The sequence below is a fragment of the uncultured Vagococcus sp. genome (genome assembly GCF_963518325.1).
GTDB lineage: Bacteria > Bacillota > Bacilli > Lactobacillales > Vagococcaceae > Vagococcus_D.
In genome coordinates, this window is record NZ_CAUQJB010000054.1 from 1 (window position 1) to 17,991 (window position 17,991).

Consider the following 17,991-nt stretch of genomic DNA (forward strand, 5'->3'; position numbering starts at 1 on the left):
TGGATGTTTTGGTTATGGTTGATGAAATAAAACTTATTATTGTTCGGAAGAATAACAAGACAAGGAAATAGCAAATAAAAAAAGCCAGGATTTCTCCTAGCTTATCGATTTGATCGGCATCAATTCATAGGCTAATTATAACAAGAAATCAAGGAGGAATCAATTGAACATGGCTCTATTTGATATTACTCAATATGAAGTACCAAAACCAGATAAAATTGATATGGATAAAACTAAATATAATGTTGGAATATTTTTATCACAATATAAAGCAGCACGTTCAAGAGCTGGTGAAACATTAGAGCCTAAGACGACTTCAAGCTTTAGTTTGGTTCCTCCAAGTTTTTCTAATCAGTTTCATTCAAGTGTGGAAGAGACAGTAATTTTAAATGATGAAGCGAAAAGAGAATGCCTTCGTTTGCACGCAATATTCAACATTGGCTATGCATCTATAGTACATCCGTTTAAAACGGACGTAACAGAAAGAAGAAGGCGAGTATTCATCTTAAGGTTTTTGCAGGGGTTACCTGTAGAGGTTGTCTGTCAAAGAATTACTTATGAAAAGGATGTAGTCAGGGAAGAGAGTAATGAAGCATTGGTTCAATTTGCCAACGCTTTGGAATTAGTGGTATTTAAGTAGTTTAAAAACCGCTATTTTACCGCTATTATCCCGTCATTTTACCGACACACAACCGCTATTAAAAGAGTTATTATGATATTGTCAGGTAATTGGGTAGCTGGTAATTAGCCAGCAAGATTAAGAAATTTCGAAAATTAACTAACTCAATTACCTTTAGCGCTGAATATAAGAAGAAGGATGTGAATAACATCAAACTTTCTTTATATTTCTCAACAGCGCTATAAAAGATGTGTACTTGGGTGATTGGCGGAAAACTTTCACTCAAGCTAGTATTACGTACCAAAGATACAGGACGGGTTGCGGAAACAACTTAGTCCGAAACTACCTGGTGTAGAGTAAATAAGAGCTTGCATGCCAGGGTGTGAGCTCATTTGAATCTTTAACTCAGTTGGTAGAGTGCCAGACTTTTAATCTGGAGGTCGTAGGTTCGAGTCCTACAGGGTTCATAGTGTTTACGGTAACTAGATCATTAAACTGTCTAGAATCACTTAAAACCGTTTAATGTTGCAGCTTATCACTGGAATGTTAATCATCTTATGTTGGGATGAAATTGGTCAGCGCACAATCAGTCAAATGATTGTGCGTTTTTATGTACCTTGAATCAACTATTTATATAGAAGAAAGAGGTCGTGTGAAACATTTTATCGGCAAAAGTAATCATGAAGTAAAAAGATAGCCTAAAGCATTGGTATCACTGGGCTAGTGACTGATTATTAAAACGCGTGATTATATGGAGTATTCGTGCATTAAAGAATGAGAGAAGGAGGCAAATTTATGATGATTGTTACTGGAATAATTCCTTCTAATTTATTCAGAGAGGAGTTGAAAGGTATGAGTATTAGTTGTTTTAATGGAAAGCATTATTATGATAATACAGCTAAACAAGCACTCGATAATATTGAACGTCAAGAACGTATTGATAACAAACGAGCACGTTGGCAAAAAGTAAGAGATTGTGAAGATAAAAAATATTATGATAGTCTTCCTCCGATAGTATCTAAACTAGTTGAAGCTAATCATTTAAGGGTTTCACAATGAATAAGGAGGTAGATTAAATGAGTGATAGCAAGAAGAACATTTTGTTTCTATTGCTTATAGGTGTAGCTGTTTTAGCGACAATGGCTACTATAATGACTTCTAAATCTGTTAAACATCCAAACAATGAATTCATCCATAAGCAACATGTAATCCATAATACCGGAAGTTTTAGTCAGTTGTACGCCGACGAGATATTTGAAGACTATGGCAAACAATCATTTGGGATAGAAATAGTCTCAAGAGGTAATGATATTCATGTATATACTTTAGCGAACAGCACCAGCAAAATTCAGCAAATCCAGTTTTCAAATTGGTTAGTCAACTTTTATGGCGCAATTGAAATGAGTATAGTGGAGGGTGATGAGCATGGCAAATAAAGGATTGAATCTCCTTCAAAAGAAAAACATAAAAAAAATGTTGGACAATGTTAATAGCAAAACAGACATGGATAAATTAGCGGAACAATTCACGGAAATACTTCTGCTTTCTGGTTTAAACAATGGACAGGCGGCTTATGTGCTGACTAACTCTATGAGACATTTGATTAATTGCGATAGGAATAGAAGTGCAGTAATGCATCAACTCCAATCAATAAATCCCGAAGTTGATGAGATAGATCTAAATGAACTTTCTATTGATGAGTACATTATTTTTCAAAAGGTTTGGGCTAAAGAATACCGAAGTCAAGTTGACCGTGAAGGAAGGCAGCGTAGTTGAAATGGATTTAATGACTCCTGAATTGTTCAAACAACTATGTGAGTGGATTAAGGAAGGTCAATTGATTAAGTTCTATAAGTCCAAAGCATGGAAAAGATTGAGGTTGATTGCGTTAAGACGGGATAAAGGGAAGTGTCAAGAGTGTTTACGAAATGAGAACAGATTAGTAGAGGCGAACACTGTCCACCACGACAAAGAGGTGAGGGACTACCCATTGTTGGCTTTGACTTTATCTAACTTGGAGAGTGTATGCAAGACTTGTCATAATTTGAAGCATCCTAATAAACTAAAAGTTAAACCTAAATTTACAAATGAAGAGAAATGGTAACAAAATAATGCCCACAACCTCTGCAGTAGATCCCCCCGGTCGATATCAAATCGCTTTTCTTTTGGGGGATACAGGTAACGGGGAGGGGGTGAAGACTAGACAAAAAAATCGAAATTTCGCATGAGGGGGGTGTGGTTAATAATGCTAGACGGGAACCGAATGAAACAAATACGTGGGCTTCAAAAAATTTCGCAAAAGAAATTAGCTGAAAAGGTAGGCGTCAGTAGGACTACTATCGCAAGGTATGAAAGTCAGACGTCTCAGGCTGATGAGGAGACGGTGGCCAAAATTGCTGTAGCGCTAAATGTATCAGAATTCGTCATAAGCTCAGACTTTGTAAACGGAAATGATGGACAAGGTGCGACAAATAGTGAGCGCTCCAAGTCCTATTTAGACAAGCGACTTCAAATAGAAGAAAGCCTGCTGGAACAGTTGGAAGACTTAGGGATTATAGAAGGGCACTTTGTGGATCTAATTAGCGATTATATGATGTTATGGGACATGAAAAATGACCTGATACAAGATATAAGAGTAAGAGGTGTGTCTATTCCGTGGTCAAATGGCGACAAACAAAAAGGATACAAAAAAAATGACTCAATCTCTGAAATGCATAAAACCAGCACTCAAATGTTGAAAATTCTAGACTTTTTGAGAATCGATACAGCTAATTTTGATGGTGGTGGCGGTGATGAAGACGATGACGACTTCTGAAATTAAGTACCACTGGGCCATTGATCAATACATGAATAAAGTCAGAAATGGTGATATTCAAGCGAATGAAGAGCGCATAGAACTGATGAATTTTATCGATTCAAAATTAGAGGTTGAGAATATTGTCATTGATGGTGAAAAAATAGAAAAAGGGATTAAAAATATCGAAAATCATTTCCCATTCAAGTTATTGGATTGGGAAATTTTTATTTTTGCATTTGTTGCCGGCGTGTTTTACGCAGATGGTTCATTAGTATTTAATGAATTTTTGGTAATGATGGGACGTGGTGGTGGTAAAACTGGTTTTATGTCGGCAATTGAATGGTATTTATCTACAGTACAAGGAATACCTAAATACCATGTAGATATTGTCGCTACCTCAGAAGATCAGGCGATGGAATCGTTCAATGAAATTTGGGAAATTCTTGAGGGAGACAAAAAGAAGTACAAAAAAAGATTTAAATGGACCCAGCAGAAAATTGTTTTTAAGAAAACAGGATCTGTTATTCGTTTTCGGACAAATAACGCCAAAACGAAAGATGGTGGGCGGCAAGGGGCCGTTATCTTCGATGAAGTACATGCCTATGAGAATGACGCATCCATCAAAGTGTTTACCAGTGGTCTGGGAAAAAAGAAGCATTCTCGGCGCTTTTACTTTACAACCGACGGGGATATAAGAGACGGTTTTTTAGATGGACTAAAAGATGAAGCCAAAATGATACTAGCTGGCGAACGGCCATTGAGACGGACATTTCCCTTTATTTGTAAAATCGACAAATTGGAGGATGCGCTAGATCCAAAACTCTGGGAAAAAGCCAATCCCTCTATTAATCACTTCCCTGATTTAAAGTTGGAAATGTTACTTGAATTTGAAAAATTAGATGATCGTCCAAGCGCAAGAATTGAGTTTTATACCAAACGAATGAACTGGCCGTTGAGAGAAGAATTTTCAGCAGTGACAAGTTGGGAAAATATTTTGGCAACGAAACAAGAAACGCCAGATTTAACTGGATTACCTTGCATTGCTGCGATAGATATGTCGGATACGTTGGATTTCGTTGGATTAGGATTACTTTTCAAGGTCGGAGAAAAGTATTACTGGAAGAGCCACACATTAATTAACAAAAAGGCAATGATTGGCCGAAATTATAAAGTTCCGATTGATGTTGGGATTGAGCGAAACATGATAACTATTGTTAATAATGAAACCAATACACCTGAAGATGTATCTAAATGGTTCATCGAACAAACTAAGCATTACAACATTAAATTAGTCACCTCAGATTTATATAGAGTCAAGTATTTGGGTGAAGAATTTATTAAATGTGGCTTTAACCCACTAAAAATAGCCCGGTCAGGCACTCGAACCCACACTGAGCTGCAACCGACGATAGAAAATCTATTCGCTTACCAGAATATTGTTTATTGTGATGATGACTTTATGATGCGTTGGTATACACAAAATACTATGGTAGTACGGGATGGAAAAGGCAACATTTGTTATGAAAAAGTGGAACCGAAACTAAGAAAAACTGACGGGTTTATGGCGCTTATTCATGCGTTGCAGTACAGAGAAGAGTTAAATGCACCAGTTGTGACATATAACCGTCGACTGAAAACAATTGTCGGAAATTAGGAAGGTGGTGAAATACATAGATGGCGATTATTGCAATTAGAGATTTACCGTTGATAAGGAATATGTTTCCAGAAAACAAAACAACGTCTCAAAGGAGTAAACAGCGAGATTTCACTTACGAATGGAAGGGGGACGCTGCTTACAAAAATTACGCGTTGAATATTTGTATAAGTCGGTTGGCTAACGCTCTATCTCTTTGTGACTTTCAAACCTTTTTAAAAAAGAAAGAACAGCAAGGGATTATGTGGTGGCGATTCAACTTTGAACCTAACTTAAATCAAAATCAAACACAATTTTTTCATAAGATTATCTACAAAATGGTATTTGATTGTGACGGTGCCTTAGTTGTTCAAGATAACGAGGGAAACTTTATTGTGGCCGATGATTATACGATTGAAGAACGTGCCTTTAAGGAAAATCTTTATTCGAATATCGTGGTAGCTGGCGGATACGGTATGCAGTCAACCAAAACCGAAAGTGAAGTGCTTCATTTTGTCTTACACAACAATCAAGTGAAGAGTATCGTAGATGGTGTGTATGATGATTATGGCAAACTTTTAGCTGGAACGATACGAAACTATAACCGCAACAATTCTTTCAAATTTAAATTGAAAATGGATTCCTTATTTGAGAACTTTCGAACCAAGAACGTGGTAGGAGCTGATGGCGAGCCACTGAAAAGAGAAGATGGTTCGATTGTAACAGAATACGATGATATCCTTGAAGATTTTTTGGAAAATCGATACAAGGGAATTTTAGAAGATAAAGATTCTATCACTCCTTTTGAAGCAGGGCTTGATTTAGATGAAATTGGTAATAAAAAAGGGAACACCAAAAGTGGGACAGCAACAACGAGGGATATTACAGACACATTTACAGATATTATTCATATGTGTGCTGATGCTTTTGGTATCCCTAGAGCCTATATCAAAGGGGATGTGGCTGATGGCGAAGTCGTTAAGCAAAATTTTATTGACGATGCGGTTCGACCGTTAGCAGATAATTTCGAGGGAGAAATCAATCGTAAATTATATAAATTTGAAAACGTAAGAGCTGGAACAAAAATGAAAATCCAGACAAACACTATTACCACCAAAGACCCTGTGAAGTTCGCAGCGGCTGCGGAGGCTCTTTTGCGTATTGGTGTTTATAGTCCAAACATGGTTCTTAGAAAACTGGGTGAAGAAGCCATAGACGAACCATGGGCTAATGAACATTTCGTTACTAAGAATTATCAAAATATGAAGGAAGTGGAACATGCTATCAAAGAAACAGTTAACGCGATGCTTCTATCGATTCAAAATTAAGTGAAGGGAGGTGAGATCAATATGACAAAAAAGAATCAAATTTTGAACCGAGTACCAAGAAAATTAGCGATTCAGAACAAAGTTGACGACGATAAGACAGTGAAATTATCTCTCCATGGTGATATTGGGACAGCTTGGTATGACTCTATTAGTTTAAAAGATATTCAACGAACGCTCAAAGGTGTGACTGCTGAAACTCTGGAAGTTCACATAAACAGTTATGGTGGCGATGTATTTGAATCGATTGCCATTCACAATTACCTGATGTATGAACGAACAGAGAAAATTGTCACTTTTACGGATGGAATAGCTGCTAGTGGGGGTTCCATTATTTTTATGGCTGGTGATGACCGTATAATGCCAGCCAATACTCAATTGATGATCCATAATCCTTGGACCGTTACTTGGGGAAATGCAAAGGAATTACGGTTAGTTGCTAATAGATTAGAAAAGACTCAAACCTCTCTTGAAGAGACCTATATGGCTAAATTTGTAGGGGCTGTCGAAGAATTGAAGACATTACTTGATCAAGAGGAGCATCTAACAGCTGAAGAAAGTCTGGCTTTTGGGTTTGCCACAGAAGTTGTCAGAGAAGTTGTTATAGAAGACCCAAAAGGGCAAGAAGAGACGATTAAAAATACCTTGTTTGAAAAATATGCTGCATCAAAGGTCAAACCGCAAGATCAAGAAATACCAGGTAATAAAGAAACAGCCAATACAAATATAATTAAAAATTTTATTAATAACTTTTAGGAGGATTTATACATGAAAAATGCAGATTTATTTAAGGATAGTTTAGACAAACAACGGGCAGCACTTTTTAATGCGATGCAAAGTGATGATAAAGAAGAACAGGCAACAGCTTTTAATGATTTCTTCGAAGGTATTCAAACGTCAATGATGGCTCAAAATGAGCGCCTTGTTGCAGAATTAGGCGAGAACTACAACGACGACAAAATTTTGGTCGATCGGGGGATTCGCCGTCAGCTGACTTCGAAAGAAAACAAGTTTTTTGCAGCAGCGGTCGAAAAGAAATCTTTGGATAATTTGGTAGAAGTATTTCCAGTGACCATTGTAGAAGATGTTTTTAAAAATCTTAAAGAAGAACATCCGGTACTCTCACGAATTGATGCGGTGCCAGTCGAAGGGTTGATGAAATATATTTATTCAGACCCAACCAAAACATTAGCTTTCTGGGGAGCTGTTCCAGATGATATTAAGCAATTAATTATCAATGGTTTCAAGAAAATTGATTTAGAGTCTGCAAAATTGAGTGGTTTCCTACCTGTTACAAAAGGATTCTTCAAATTAGGGCCAAACTGGTTAGCCAATTATATTATTACTGTCTTACAAGAAATTATGCAAGCCAGTTTAGAAATCGCGGTTATTTCTGGTGACGGTAATTTAAAACCGATTGGGATGATCAAAAAATTAAGCGGGTCAACAGACGGCGTATATCCCGACAAGGAAACAATTACTATGAATGATTTAGAACCAGGCACACTTGCTGGGGTCCACATGTCTATGGCCGAGGCAAAAACAGATAATGGTCGAGTTTCAGTGCTAGTCAATCCTCAGACCTATTGGGGGAAATTGTTCCCTAAATTAGCTCAGAAGGATGCAAATAATAACTGGCATTTAATTTCATTGCCAACGGGTGATGAGATTGTCCAATCTCATGCTGTTCCAAAGGACACACTTATTTTCGGCGTTTTGAAAAATTATTTCTTGGGTGTCAGCGGACAAGTAGAACTAAAAAAATATGAAGAAACGTTGGCTATTGAAGATTTAGATTTATTTATTGCTAAATTCTACGGTAACGGTGTTGCTAAAAATGCTAATGCGTTCTTCGTAGCCAATATCTCAGCAATGACCGGAGCCACAGCCGCACCGTTAGATCCGGATCCAGATATCAAGAAAACTGATACGATGACTACCATTAAACCCGGAACTGAAGAAGAGGGAGAAGGCTTGAAAAGAACTGCCAAGAAATAAATAGGAGGGAATTCAAATGGAAGTAACACTTGAAGTCAGTGATGAGTTATTAAAAAGTATTAAAGAGACTTTGAGGGTGACTCATTCAAACTTAGACGATCACCTCAGAGAATCAACCATTGATGGAATGGCCGAACTACAGTCATTATGTGGGCCACTTCCATTTGATGGAACCACCATTCTAGGCAGAAAGTCTATTCGGTTACTAAAAGAGTATTGTTTATATAGTTGGAATGATTTACTGAGTATTTTCCAAAAAGATCATATAAGCGACATAATCAGCCTTCAATTATATGCTGCATTGCATAGAGGTGGAGAATAATGCGGAATCGGGAGAAAACGAAAGGCAAACCATTTAATGATGGTCTACTAGAGTTCGGTCAAATCAAGACAAAAAGAGATTCGACTAAACGAATCATAGGCGAAGAGTTTATTTACTTAGGACGTCTTTATTTTTCGATTGAAAGTATTCGTCAAAATGATTTTGAACAATATGGAGGAAAAAATAAGACGGTTGACTTGAAACTATCCACCTATTTTACAACTGACGTTGAAAAGACGCATAAGATTAAAATAGCATCCGATGTGTATGAAGTGACAGGAATAGACCCTGATGCCGATCGTATTAAAATGTATTGGTATTTAACAAAGATTGGAGTGATTGAGGATGGGATTGGTTTCGCCAAAATCGAATCTAGATCTTGAAAAAATAGTCGAGACCATTATGTCTGAAACGAATAATAAATTTGAAGTGTTTGGCACAGACATTACTAAAGATGAAGTAGAAGCCAACCGCTCTTTTTTTATCTATGATCCATTTGGCGACTTATCACCTGCGGAGAGTCCAAAACAATGGAAACAGGAGTTTTTACTAAGTTTTGTGACCCGTGAGGATCAACGGTTATCAACGGACACGATTTTTAAACTAAAAGACGGATTGAGACGCTGCCGACTCTATTTTGATAGTACAGAGTCTGATTATGGCCGAATGGCAGACAGCGATCAACAAGCTAGAATGCTGACACTTTATTTCCATTCAATCGTTAAGGAGTGTTGATATGGTTGATTTTAAACTGGACGTCTCGAAGTCAGAACGATTAAAAGAAGCGATGTCTCAGATTGCACCGCTTTCTGAGAAATTGACCAATGATGTATTAAAAGCAAAAGGGACAAAGAAAATGATTCAGGCGATTGTTGGGTTTATGCCAATTAGTCGAAGTAAAAAAGCAAGACACGCTAAAACATCAAATTCATTAGCTTTTAGAATGGGAAATTTAGGATTTACGATTTATGCCAGAGGAGGGGCAGCCAATAAGGCTGGCTCCTTCGGCTATTTAGTTTTTCCAAATGAAGGTCGAGGGCCACGAAATCCGATAGCACAACGTTTTTTTGAGCGGGGGGCTGAATCTGCTAATGAACAGATACTAGATGATGTTATTTCAGCGTTGCAAGAGGCACACAAAAGTTTAGGAGGGAATTAAATGACAGTAGAAATGATTACAGAATATGACCAGTACGAAGTAACAAACGGGGCTGTTAAATGGTCTGGTAGCGAAGTGTCAGCACCAGCAGTGCCACTAGGATGTACAGGTAGTTTAGAAGTAGAAACTGAATTGAAGGTTGTCACCAAGAAATGTGAGGGCTATGAAACAAAAAGCGTTCCGATTCCTCAAAAAATGACGGGGACGTTTATTGGTCACATGCCTGTTGATATTCTCCGAAAAGCTTATGGACTGAGAACGACGGGACTTAAGCCTGGTGTATGGGCTTATGGAACTAAGTCAAGAGCTGGAACAGGCATTTTTACATGGGATGTTTTTAATTTGGAGGGCGATGAGCGGAAAATGATGGCTTTTCCAAACGGTCAAATTGGAGCTGGTTTCAAATTCAAGATTGAAAATGGCGGCGAAGAGATTGCAGAAGTTGAAATGCCAATCAATTTCTTGAAGGATTCGAACCGAGAGTTCTACTACGAAGCTTTTGAAAGTGAAGTAGAAGATGAGGATATCAAAACAAACTGGAATAAGAACTTTGGGTTGGATTTGATAAAAGGGACTGAAGGAGTAGAAGGATTCTCATTGAGAATGGCTCAAACTGAAGAACCTGACATGAAAGAAAAAGTAACCAAAAAATAACTGATTAGAAGAGTGGCCACGAGGCTGCTCTTTTTTTATGGAGGAAAACAAATGGGTATTCACTATATTGAGTTAAGAAATGGCGAAACAGCCAAACTGGATACGGACGTGTCATTGGGAAAAATGAAAAAATTTAAAAAAGACGGGACATTGAGTCCGAACTTTTTAGGTAAGTTGATGTTGCTTGAATCTGATCCCAAATCATTCGAAACAGATGATTTAGAAAATGCTTATTACATTGCGTATCTAAACGCCAACTCCAATCCAATGCCTCAAGACGTGTTTGAAAGTCAGTTGAATTACGATTTGGAGAAAGCGACTGAGTTCTTTAGTGAAATCGTGGGTGGTTCTAACAAAAAAGGAACCATGCAAAAAGAATTTATCAAACACACGACAAAGAAAAATAAACAACAAGGTGGTAAGAAACACCCAAAAAACTAGTGGTTGAAGACGTAGAGGATGTTTACTCCTATTATGTCTATTTCCTTGGCATCGATTCATGGACTACATGGAATCAACCGATTAGTTCTGTAAAGAAAATCGCTCTCAACAAGATTGCTATCAGTAATTTTGTTAATTCAGACTAAAGGAGGATTCAAATGGCGAAACAATTTCCAAAAGTTGAGGTAGAATATAGCGTTGTTAACAATACCTTTAAGAAAGGTATCCAAGAAAATACCAAAGAAGTAACAACGTTAAACAAAGAATTTAAATTACAAAAGGAGCAAATGAAGTACACAGCCAGTGAGTCCGAAAAACTGGAAGCTGAGATTGCGAAATTGAATAAAGAGTACAGTATTTCTCAAGAGAAAACAAGGCAGACGGCGAGCGCTCTTGAAAATACAAAGGAAATGACTGGCGAAGCTTCAAACGCAACAAGAATTTGGAATAACAGTTTAATTGACGCTCAGAAGAACGAAGAATTCTTAAAGAATCGAATTCACGAGACAACTCTTAAGTTAGAATCAGCTAAAAAAGCCGAAATGAGCTTAACTGACGAACAAAAAAAAGCAATTCAGGCCTCGCAAGAACGACAAAGTAAGCTAGAATCCTTAGAACAAACACAGGAGCAACTGGCAAGCTCGTCTGACAAGCTGACAAAAGAATATGAGTTACAGGTAGCGGAACTGGGAAACAACGCTAGAGCGACAGATAAAGCCAAATTAGAGCAACAACATTTGGCGGAGCAAATGAAAAACAGTGCCAATCAAATAGGAAATTTGGAAGAGCAGCTATCTGTTGCAAAAAAAGAGTTTGGTGAGAACTCTCAAGAAGTTGATAAATTAGAACAATCGTTACTAGATGCCAAATTAGCAGGACAAGAGTTTGCTAACTCATATAAAGACAGTACAGACAAGCTGAAACGCTTTGGAGAAGTTGCGGGGCAAATAGGTAACTCGATGAAAACGATTGGTGGCGGGTTAACTAAGGGAATCACCCTACCCTTGTTAGCTGTCGGTGGCGGTTCAATTAAAGCCGCCAGTGATTTTGACAGTGCAGCCGCTGGTATGCGTAAGACTGTTGATGAGTTAGTAGATAAAAACGGTAAGGTTATTATCTCTTACGAAGATTTAGAAAATGGTATTAGGGATATGGCAAAAGAGTTACCTGCTTCTGCTTCACAAATCAGTGAAGTAGCGGAAGCAGCTGGTCAATTAGGGATTAAAACCGAAAATGTTTTAAGTTTTACCAAAACAATGATAGACATGGGTGAATCAACAAACTTAGCCAGTGAAGAGGCCGCATCTAGTTTGGCTCAATTAGCTAATATCACACAAATGCCCCAAGAAAACTTTGATAGGCTAGGAAGTTCAATTGTTGCACTAGGGAACAATATGGCGACAACAGAGAGTGATATCGTTGCGATGTCATTACGATTAGCAGGTAGTGCGAAACAAGCAAATATGACGGAAGATCAAATTATGGCGATGGCTGCCGCAATGAGTTCTGTAGGGATAAACGCCGAGAGTGGCGGGAGTTCAATGTCGCGATTCATTCAAAAAGTTCAAACATCCGTTTTAAGTGGTGGTAAAGAACTAGAAGTTTTTGCCCGAACATCTGGTATGACGTCTGAACAATTTCAAAAAGCATGGAAAGAAGATGCTGCTTCTGCAGTGGTTGAGTTTGTAAAGGGACTAGGTAAAGTTAAAAACGCAGGTGGTGATGTGACATCTGTATTAAAAGAAATGGGACTTAATTCTACACAAGAGATTGACACAATGTTACGTTTAAGCGGAGCTGGCGAGACATTGGCTGAATCGCTTAACATTTCAAGTGAAGCCTGGGAAGAAAATACAGCTCTAACAAATGAAGCCGCTCAACGTTATGAAACATTTGAGTCGAAATTAAAAATGTTAAAGAACCAAGTAGTAGATATTGCGATTGAGTTTGGTGGTCCATTAATGGACGCTCTATCAAATGTTTTGGATATTTTACAGCCCGTTTTAAAAGTGGTGGCTGATTTAGCACAGCGGTTTTCTGATGCAGATCCCAAAACACAAAAGTTTATTATGACGTTAGGGTTAATCGCTATGGCGATGGGGCCAATCATTAGCACAATAGGATCGGTATTAATGGTCATGAGTGCATTGGCCCCAGTCATTGGGGCGATTGCTTCGTTTTTTGGAATTACAGCCGTTGCGGCTGGAGGTTTGTTATTGGTCATTCCGTTAATAGTTGCAGCAATCGCCGCTTTAATTGCCGCTATTGTGATCTACTGGGATGATATTTCTAAGTTCTTCAAGGATCTTGGCGCTGATATCGCCACTTTCTTCAGTAATCTTTGGGGGGATATAAAAGAAGGATTTGGAAAGTTAGTCGAGGGATTCAAAAATAAGATAGATAACATAAAAACGGTCTTTTCTGATTTAGGGTCTTTTATCGGGGAATTCTTTTCTAAGGCAATTGAAGATGGGAAAGCCAGTATTAAACAAAAGTTGGATGAGATTGGCGAGTTCTTCACTCGGTTAAAAGAGGGCATTGAAGAAAAACTAGCAGCAATAGGAGAATTCTTTGCTCCTCTCACTCACGCATTGTCAGAATTTTTCGGTATGATTGGGTCATTTTTCGCTACAATTGGCGAGGCGATTGGCTTAACCTTAGTGGCGATATATGATATTGTCACAGGCGCATTAACACAGCTCGGAACTTGGATCATGGAAACATTTATTACACCATTAGTTACTTGGATTCAAGAGAAATTTAATGCCTTTCTGCTTTTCATGACAGAAGTGGGACAAACATTTAAACGAGTTATTATTGAGCCTATTATCGAAATGAAGAACGAGGTTGTCAAATTCGTATCAGAAACCGTTGATGGCGTGATGGAAAAATTCACGCTATTTAAAGATGCTGCTGGAAAAAAATGGCAAGAGGTCAAAGAGAGTATTACCAAACCTATGATAGAGACGAAAGACAATCTATTGAAGTGGGGGGCAGATATATGGTCGGGTTTAGTAGGCTCTTTTGACAAGCTTAAAAACGATACTGGAAAAAAATTCAATGAAATAAAAGATAACGTCATGAAACCAATCAACGATATGAAGGATGGTATAAAAAACGCCATTGATTCAATTGTTGATTTTTTTGCGAAGATAAAGTTCCCTCGATTCGGATTAAAAACTTCCACTAAAACAATTTTTGGTAAAGAAATTTCTTACCCATCAGGCATTGATGTGAAGTGGAATAAAAAAGGAGCTATCTTTAAGAAACCGGTTGTTGCTGGTATGTATGGTGGCGTTCCACAGGGATTTGGGGATGGACCGGAGAATGAAGCAGCTATTCCATTAAATAATGAGAACCTCGGAATGATTGGAGAGGGCGCTGTTAGAGCAAGTGAACAAGCATTGCAACGTATGATGGATAATTACATGGATTCTATCACGATAAAGAATGAGCTCAATATTAGTGTTATTTCCGAAATGGATAGCAAAAAAGTAGGAGAAGGAGCAGCCCATATTGTGGATGATAGTTTTGAAAACCGAGGGACTGATTTAAGTTACGGTGTAGGGAGGAGGAATCGCTAGTGAGTTGCTTTTATGCGCTATTAGATAATATACCAACAAATACCACCGGTTTTGAAATAGCGGAACGGCCAGTGATTCCTGCCAATAAACAGGTGATTGAAAAAGTTCAAGTTCAAACACGTCACGGATCATTGATTAAGAAGCGTATGTTTCAAGATCGAACGATTTCTGTCGTGTTTAATATCTTGGAAGAACGGAATATTAAACACGACCTCAGATTATTTAAAGGGTTATTATCAAATAAGAAAACACTCCAATTCTCAGATGATGATGTCTATTTCAAAATAAATAATATAGAATTTGGTGATTTTGATAACGAAGTAGAGTTTTATGGTTATGGAACAGTTGTTTTTGACATCCAACCTTTTGATTATGCCGTAACGCCTCCTCGTTTTTTATATCAACCAGAAACTTTGTATAGTATGGGGACCATTGAAGCTGATCCGTTAATAAGCATCTTTGGTCAAGGCGACATTGACCTTCATATTAATGAGCAAGTTATTCAATTGAAAGGTGTTCGTGATTTTATTCATATTGATTGTGATTTGAAAGAGGCTTACAGAGAAAATGATGAAGGGATGGAGAATCGGATGATTGGAAAATTCCCGCAATTGTTAATTGGAAACACAGATGTGAGCTGGAAAGGAAACGTAGAATATGTGGTTATTGAACCGAGGTGGAGATATAGATGATTGTTTTGTATGAAAAAAATGAAAAAGAGTTTACTCATAACGGCCTTGGAGTCCTAGATAACGCCATTTATGACGATAATGTATCCTGGACTGACAATGGCCTATTTGTCTTCACCTTTCGATATCCACTTTTTGCTAAGCATGGCGCAAAAATTCAAGGCGAACGAATTGTTAAATGTCCCACACCAGATGGTGAACAAGCGTTTCGAATCCATAAACCTAAGACTACTAATGGTATTGTTGAGGTTGGAGCTTTACATATTAGCTATGATTTAAGCGACAATTTGATTGAAGATACGTTTATCGTTGGAAAAAATGGCCAGCAAGCATTGGATCAAATGAGTCGAAATACGCAATACCCACATCCTTTCACTTTTAATTCAGATATCAATTTGACAGCCAATTCGCGGGTCGTTCGGAAAAATCCGATAGCGTTTCTGATTGATTCTAGTTTAGACAATAGTTTTGTTAACCGTTGGGGCGGTCACATGAAACGTGACAATTTTAAGATTAGCATGATGCAACATCCAGGTAAGAATCGTGGTATTGTTATTCGTGATAAGAAGAATCTGGTTGGCTATGAGTCTGATTTAGATTACGAAGCAGTTATTACTAGAATCATGCCACAGGGATTTGATGGCTTACTCTTACCTGAAAAGTATGTGGATAGTCCGATTATTAATTCGTACGACCATCCTAAAATCGAGGTCGTTGAATTTCCTGATATTAAAGCGAGAAAAGAAGGCCAACGTCTTGAGGAGGGGGAAGTTGAACTAGAAGAAGCTCATCGCTTGTTGCGATTAAGAGCTGCTCAATGTTACACCGACCACCGATATGACTATCCTAAAGCAACTTACAGTGTTAATTTCGTTGAAATATCAAAGACCGTCGAATACGAAGAGTTTCAGGATTTAGAAACCATTCTACCAGGGGACACAGTTAATGTGATTCACGAAGAGGATGGTTTTTCAATTGAGTCGGAAATGATTGGCTATGAATACACGCCTTCCATTGAGGAATATAAGTCGTTACGTTTAGGAAACTACAAAGGCGGGTTCACTAGCGTTATGACCGAGGTTCAGAGCGTCAAAGAAAGTATCACCATTAAGTCTAAAGAAATTGCGAGTGATCTTATTCATAGTGGATTCGGAGGTCACGTTAGAGTGTATCCTGATAAAATTTTAATCATGGATACATTTAAAGAAGAAACTGCTACACGAGTCTGGCAATGGAATATCAATGGATTTGGCTATAGTAAGAACGGAATCAATGGCGAGTATGGTTTGGCTATGACCATGAAGGGGGAGATTGTAGCAGATTTTATAACAGTGGGCATAATTCGGGCGGATGTCTTTGAGAATTCTTTTAATAAAACGGGAGACACTCTCAAATTAAAAGAGGGAAAACTATCAATTTGGAATTCTGAAACACGTATTATGGAGCTCACTAAAAAAGGATTAGAGTTTTGGCGTGGAACTGAATCAATAGGGACAATGGGAACAACTGCAAAATCACCATCATGGACCCCAAGTTCTGGCGAAACTGAGAGAGCCATACAGATTAAATTAATTAATGGCGAATTCATCCAAATTATTAACGAAGATGAAGATGGTTTGTTTATTCCATCAAAGAACTTCGGAACAGGTAGTAATGCGACTAGATTAACATTATTTGGAGCTAAGGGGCTCGATCTAATCAGTGATAAAGCTGGTTTATCACTAACAGATAGAGGAGTTGAGATTATGGGAGGCCTTTATGTTGGAGGAAAAGAAATCACTCCAGGTGGTACAGGAGGTGGAGGTTGGAATGGAGATTATCCACCAGAAGTGACAACACAAATGGAAAAAAATGCTTGGAGAGTCTGGGTATTCTTTCAAAATAAAGGTTGGAATACACGAGCTATTGCCGGCATGTTGGGCAATATGGAATCTGAATCATGGATAAATCCAGATCAACATGAGACGAGTGGTGGCGGAGGTTATGGTCTTGTTCAATGGACACCTGCAAGTAAGTTGATTGATTGGTGTAATGCCAATGGTTTGGATTACAAAACCGTTGAATCTCAATGTATGAGAATACAGTATGAGGTTGATAATAATCTTCAATGGTTTGCTAACCCTCAACGACCTGATTTGGAATACATTTCATTTTCGACATTTACTTATCTGGCTGATGAAAAAATAGCTGCAGAGTATTTCATTGCGTTTTATGAGCATCCAGCTAATCCGAACCAACCTATACGAGCTCAACAAGCTACAGCGTGGTACAACAAGTTTAAGGACTTAGTACAACCGGGTGGAAAGTATGGATACCCAGTTCTTGAAGGGACGCCTGTATCTTCTTGGTTTGGCCCTCGATGGGGAACCATGCATAACGGAATTGATTTTGCTGGTGTAATAGGAGATCCCATTTTCGCGGCTCAATCAGGAACTGTTGTCTATTCTTATTTCGACCCTGATATGGGCGAGTGGGTAGTAATTAAACATGATAACGATGCTTATATGACGGGTTATGCTCATAACAGTGCCCGGTTAGTTAATGTTGGAGATAAAGTGAGTAAAGGGCAACAGATAGCTAGAATGGGCTCGACCGGCGACAGCACAGGTCCACATTTACATTTTGCTGTTCAAACAGAGAAATGGGGCGGGTATAAAGATCCAGCTCCATTTTTAGGTTTAACACCACCCTAGGAGAGACTTCTAGGGTTTTTATTATATGTAGCAATAGAAAGAAGGGAAAAAATGACTGAATATAAAATGGACCTAAG

The 17,991-nt window shown here is 38.1% G+C and carries 19 protein-coding genes and 1 tRNA gene; all 20 read left to right on the plus strand.

The features are described from left to right. Positions 1 to 169: 169 nt before the first annotated feature. The gene (locus RWN13_RS22835; RefSeq protein ID WP_314068406.1) at positions 170 to 640 is read left to right on the plus strand and encodes an ArpU family phage packaging/lysis transcriptional regulator; all 471 of its coding nucleotides are present in this window, start codon (positions 170 to 172) and stop codon (positions 638 to 640) included. 373 nt (positions 641 to 1,013) lie between these two features. After that, positions 1,014 to 1,086 (plus strand) — tRNA-Lys (locus RWN13_RS22840). 328 nt (positions 1,087 to 1,414) lie between these two features. Continuing rightward, complete coding sequence (locus RWN13_RS22845; RefSeq protein ID WP_314068408.1) at positions 1,415 to 1,678, plus strand: hypothetical protein; 264 nt, start codon at positions 1,415 to 1,417, stop codon at positions 1,676 to 1,678. 17 nt (positions 1,679 to 1,695) lie between these two features. Continuing rightward, positions 1,696 to 2,055: a hypothetical protein gene (locus RWN13_RS22850; RefSeq protein ID WP_314068410.1), complete on the plus strand. Its 360-nt coding sequence runs from the start codon at positions 1,696 to 1,698 to the stop codon at positions 2,053 to 2,055. Next, positions 2,045 to 2,395: a hypothetical protein gene (locus tag RWN13_RS22855; protein WP_314068412.1), complete on the plus strand. Its 351-nt coding sequence runs from the start codon at positions 2,045 to 2,047 to the stop codon at positions 2,393 to 2,395. Before RWN13_RS22850 ends, RWN13_RS22855 begins: the two co-directional genes overlap by 11 nt. Before the next feature lie 10 nt (positions 2,396 to 2,405). Beyond that, a complete protein-coding gene (locus tag RWN13_RS22860) occupies positions 2,406 to 2,723 on the plus strand; it encodes an HNH endonuclease (protein WP_314068441.1) in 318 nt (105 codons plus the stop codon). 159 nt (positions 2,724 to 2,882) lie between these two features. Then, complete coding sequence (locus tag RWN13_RS22865) at positions 2,883 to 3,434, plus strand: helix-turn-helix transcriptional regulator (protein WP_314068413.1); 552 nt, start codon at positions 2,883 to 2,885, stop codon at positions 3,432 to 3,434. Beyond that, positions 3,412 to 5,070 (plus strand): terminase large subunit domain-containing protein, encoded by a 1,659-nt coding sequence (locus RWN13_RS22870; RefSeq protein WP_314068415.1) that lies wholly within the window; start codon positions 3,412 to 3,414, stop codon positions 5,068 to 5,070. Before RWN13_RS22865 ends, RWN13_RS22870 begins: the two co-directional genes overlap by 23 nt. 20 nt (positions 5,071 to 5,090) lie before the next feature. Then, on the plus strand, positions 5,091 to 6,377 hold the full coding sequence (locus tag RWN13_RS22875) for a phage portal protein (RefSeq protein ID WP_314068417.1): 1,287 nt from the start codon (positions 5,091 to 5,093) through the stop codon (positions 6,375 to 6,377). A 21-nt stretch (positions 6,378 to 6,398) separates the two neighbouring features. Next, complete coding sequence (locus tag RWN13_RS22880; RefSeq protein WP_314068419.1) at positions 6,399 to 7,130, plus strand: head maturation protease, ClpP-related; 732 nt, start codon at positions 6,399 to 6,401, stop codon at positions 7,128 to 7,130. A 12-nt stretch (positions 7,131 to 7,142) separates the two neighbouring features. Continuing rightward, positions 7,143 to 8,372, plus strand: coding sequence for a phage major capsid protein (locus tag RWN13_RS22885; protein ID WP_314068421.1), 1,230 nt, complete (start codon positions 7,143 to 7,145; stop codon positions 8,370 to 8,372). Positions 8,373 to 8,388: 16 nt separating this feature from the next. Then, a complete protein-coding gene (locus RWN13_RS22890) occupies positions 8,389 to 8,694 on the plus strand; it encodes a hypothetical protein (protein ID WP_314068423.1) in 306 nt (101 codons plus the stop codon). After that, the gene (locus RWN13_RS22895) at positions 8,694 to 9,077 is read left to right on the plus strand and encodes a phage head closure protein (protein ID WP_314068425.1); all 384 of its coding nucleotides are present in this window, start codon (positions 8,694 to 8,696) and stop codon (positions 9,075 to 9,077) included. The genes RWN13_RS22890 and RWN13_RS22895 overlap by 1 nt, the downstream gene beginning before the upstream one ends. Next, positions 9,040 to 9,429, plus strand: a complete 390-nt coding sequence (locus RWN13_RS22900; protein ID WP_314068427.1) for a hypothetical protein — start codon at positions 9,040 to 9,042, stop codon at positions 9,427 to 9,429. Before RWN13_RS22895 ends, RWN13_RS22900 begins: the two co-directional genes overlap by 38 nt. Before the next feature lies 1 nt (position 9,430). Continuing rightward, positions 9,431 to 9,853, plus strand: a complete 423-nt coding sequence (locus tag RWN13_RS22905; protein WP_314068429.1) for a hypothetical protein — start codon at positions 9,431 to 9,433, stop codon at positions 9,851 to 9,853. Next, the gene (locus RWN13_RS22910; RefSeq protein WP_314068431.1) at positions 9,854 to 10,507 is read left to right on the plus strand and encodes a phage tail protein; all 654 of its coding nucleotides are present in this window, start codon (positions 9,854 to 9,856) and stop codon (positions 10,505 to 10,507) included. 51 nt (positions 10,508 to 10,558) lie between these two features. Then, positions 10,559 to 10,948, plus strand: a complete 390-nt coding sequence (locus tag RWN13_RS22915; protein ID WP_314068433.1) for a hypothetical protein — start codon at positions 10,559 to 10,561, stop codon at positions 10,946 to 10,948. A 158-nt stretch (positions 10,949 to 11,106) separates the two neighbouring features. Further along, the gene (locus tag RWN13_RS22920) at positions 11,107 to 14,532 is read left to right on the plus strand and encodes a phage tail tape measure protein (protein WP_314068435.1); all 3,426 of its coding nucleotides are present in this window, start codon (positions 11,107 to 11,109) and stop codon (positions 14,530 to 14,532) included. Beyond that, complete coding sequence (locus tag RWN13_RS22925) at positions 14,532 to 15,224, plus strand: hypothetical protein (RefSeq protein ID WP_314068437.1); 693 nt, start codon at positions 14,532 to 14,534, stop codon at positions 15,222 to 15,224. Before RWN13_RS22920 ends, RWN13_RS22925 begins: the two co-directional genes overlap by 1 nt. Next, complete coding sequence (locus tag RWN13_RS22930) at positions 15,221 to 17,914, plus strand: phage tail tip lysozyme (RefSeq protein ID WP_314068439.1); 2,694 nt, start codon at positions 15,221 to 15,223, stop codon at positions 17,912 to 17,914. Before RWN13_RS22925 ends, RWN13_RS22930 begins: the two co-directional genes overlap by 4 nt. Positions 17,915 to 17,991: the final 77 nt, after the last annotated feature.

Coding starts and splice junctions, on each gene's coding strand:
- RWN13_RS22835 (WP_314068406.1), top strand. CDS start 170: ATGGCTCTATTTGATATTACTCAATATGAAGTACCAAAACCAGATAAA.
- RWN13_RS22845 (WP_314068408.1), top strand. CDS start 1,415: ATGATGATTGTTACTGGAATAATTCCTTCTAATTTATTCAGAGAGGAG.
- RWN13_RS22850 (WP_314068410.1), top strand. CDS start 1,696: ATGAGTGATAGCAAGAAGAACATTTTGTTTCTATTGCTTATAGGTGTA.
- RWN13_RS22855 (WP_314068412.1), top strand. CDS start 2,045: ATGGCAAATAAAGGATTGAATCTCCTTCAAAAGAAAAACATAAAAAAA.
- RWN13_RS22860 (WP_314068441.1), top strand. CDS start 2,406: ATGACTCCTGAATTGTTCAAACAACTATGTGAGTGGATTAAGGAAGGT.
- RWN13_RS22865 (WP_314068413.1), top strand. CDS start 2,883: ATGAAACAAATACGTGGGCTTCAAAAAATTTCGCAAAAGAAATTAGCT.
- RWN13_RS22870 (WP_314068415.1), top strand. CDS start 3,412: ATGAAGACGATGACGACTTCTGAAATTAAGTACCACTGGGCCATTGAT.
- RWN13_RS22875 (WP_314068417.1), top strand. CDS start 5,091: ATGGCGATTATTGCAATTAGAGATTTACCGTTGATAAGGAATATGTTT.
- RWN13_RS22880 (WP_314068419.1), top strand. CDS start 6,399: ATGACAAAAAAGAATCAAATTTTGAACCGAGTACCAAGAAAATTAGCG.
- RWN13_RS22885 (WP_314068421.1), top strand. CDS start 7,143: ATGAAAAATGCAGATTTATTTAAGGATAGTTTAGACAAACAACGGGCA.
- RWN13_RS22890 (WP_314068423.1), top strand. CDS start 8,389: ATGGAAGTAACACTTGAAGTCAGTGATGAGTTATTAAAAAGTATTAAA.
- RWN13_RS22895 (WP_314068425.1), top strand. CDS start 8,694: ATGCGGAATCGGGAGAAAACGAAAGGCAAACCATTTAATGATGGTCTA.
- RWN13_RS22900 (WP_314068427.1), top strand. CDS start 9,040: ATGGGATTGGTTTCGCCAAAATCGAATCTAGATCTTGAAAAAATAGTC.
- RWN13_RS22905 (WP_314068429.1), top strand. CDS start 9,431: ATGGTTGATTTTAAACTGGACGTCTCGAAGTCAGAACGATTAAAAGAA.
- RWN13_RS22910 (WP_314068431.1), top strand. CDS start 9,854: ATGACAGTAGAAATGATTACAGAATATGACCAGTACGAAGTAACAAAC.
- RWN13_RS22915 (WP_314068433.1), top strand. CDS start 10,559: ATGGGTATTCACTATATTGAGTTAAGAAATGGCGAAACAGCCAAACTG.
- RWN13_RS22920 (WP_314068435.1), top strand. CDS start 11,107: ATGGCGAAACAATTTCCAAAAGTTGAGGTAGAATATAGCGTTGTTAAC.
- RWN13_RS22930 (WP_314068439.1), top strand. CDS start 15,221: ATGATTGTTTTGTATGAAAAAAATGAAAAAGAGTTTACTCATAACGGC.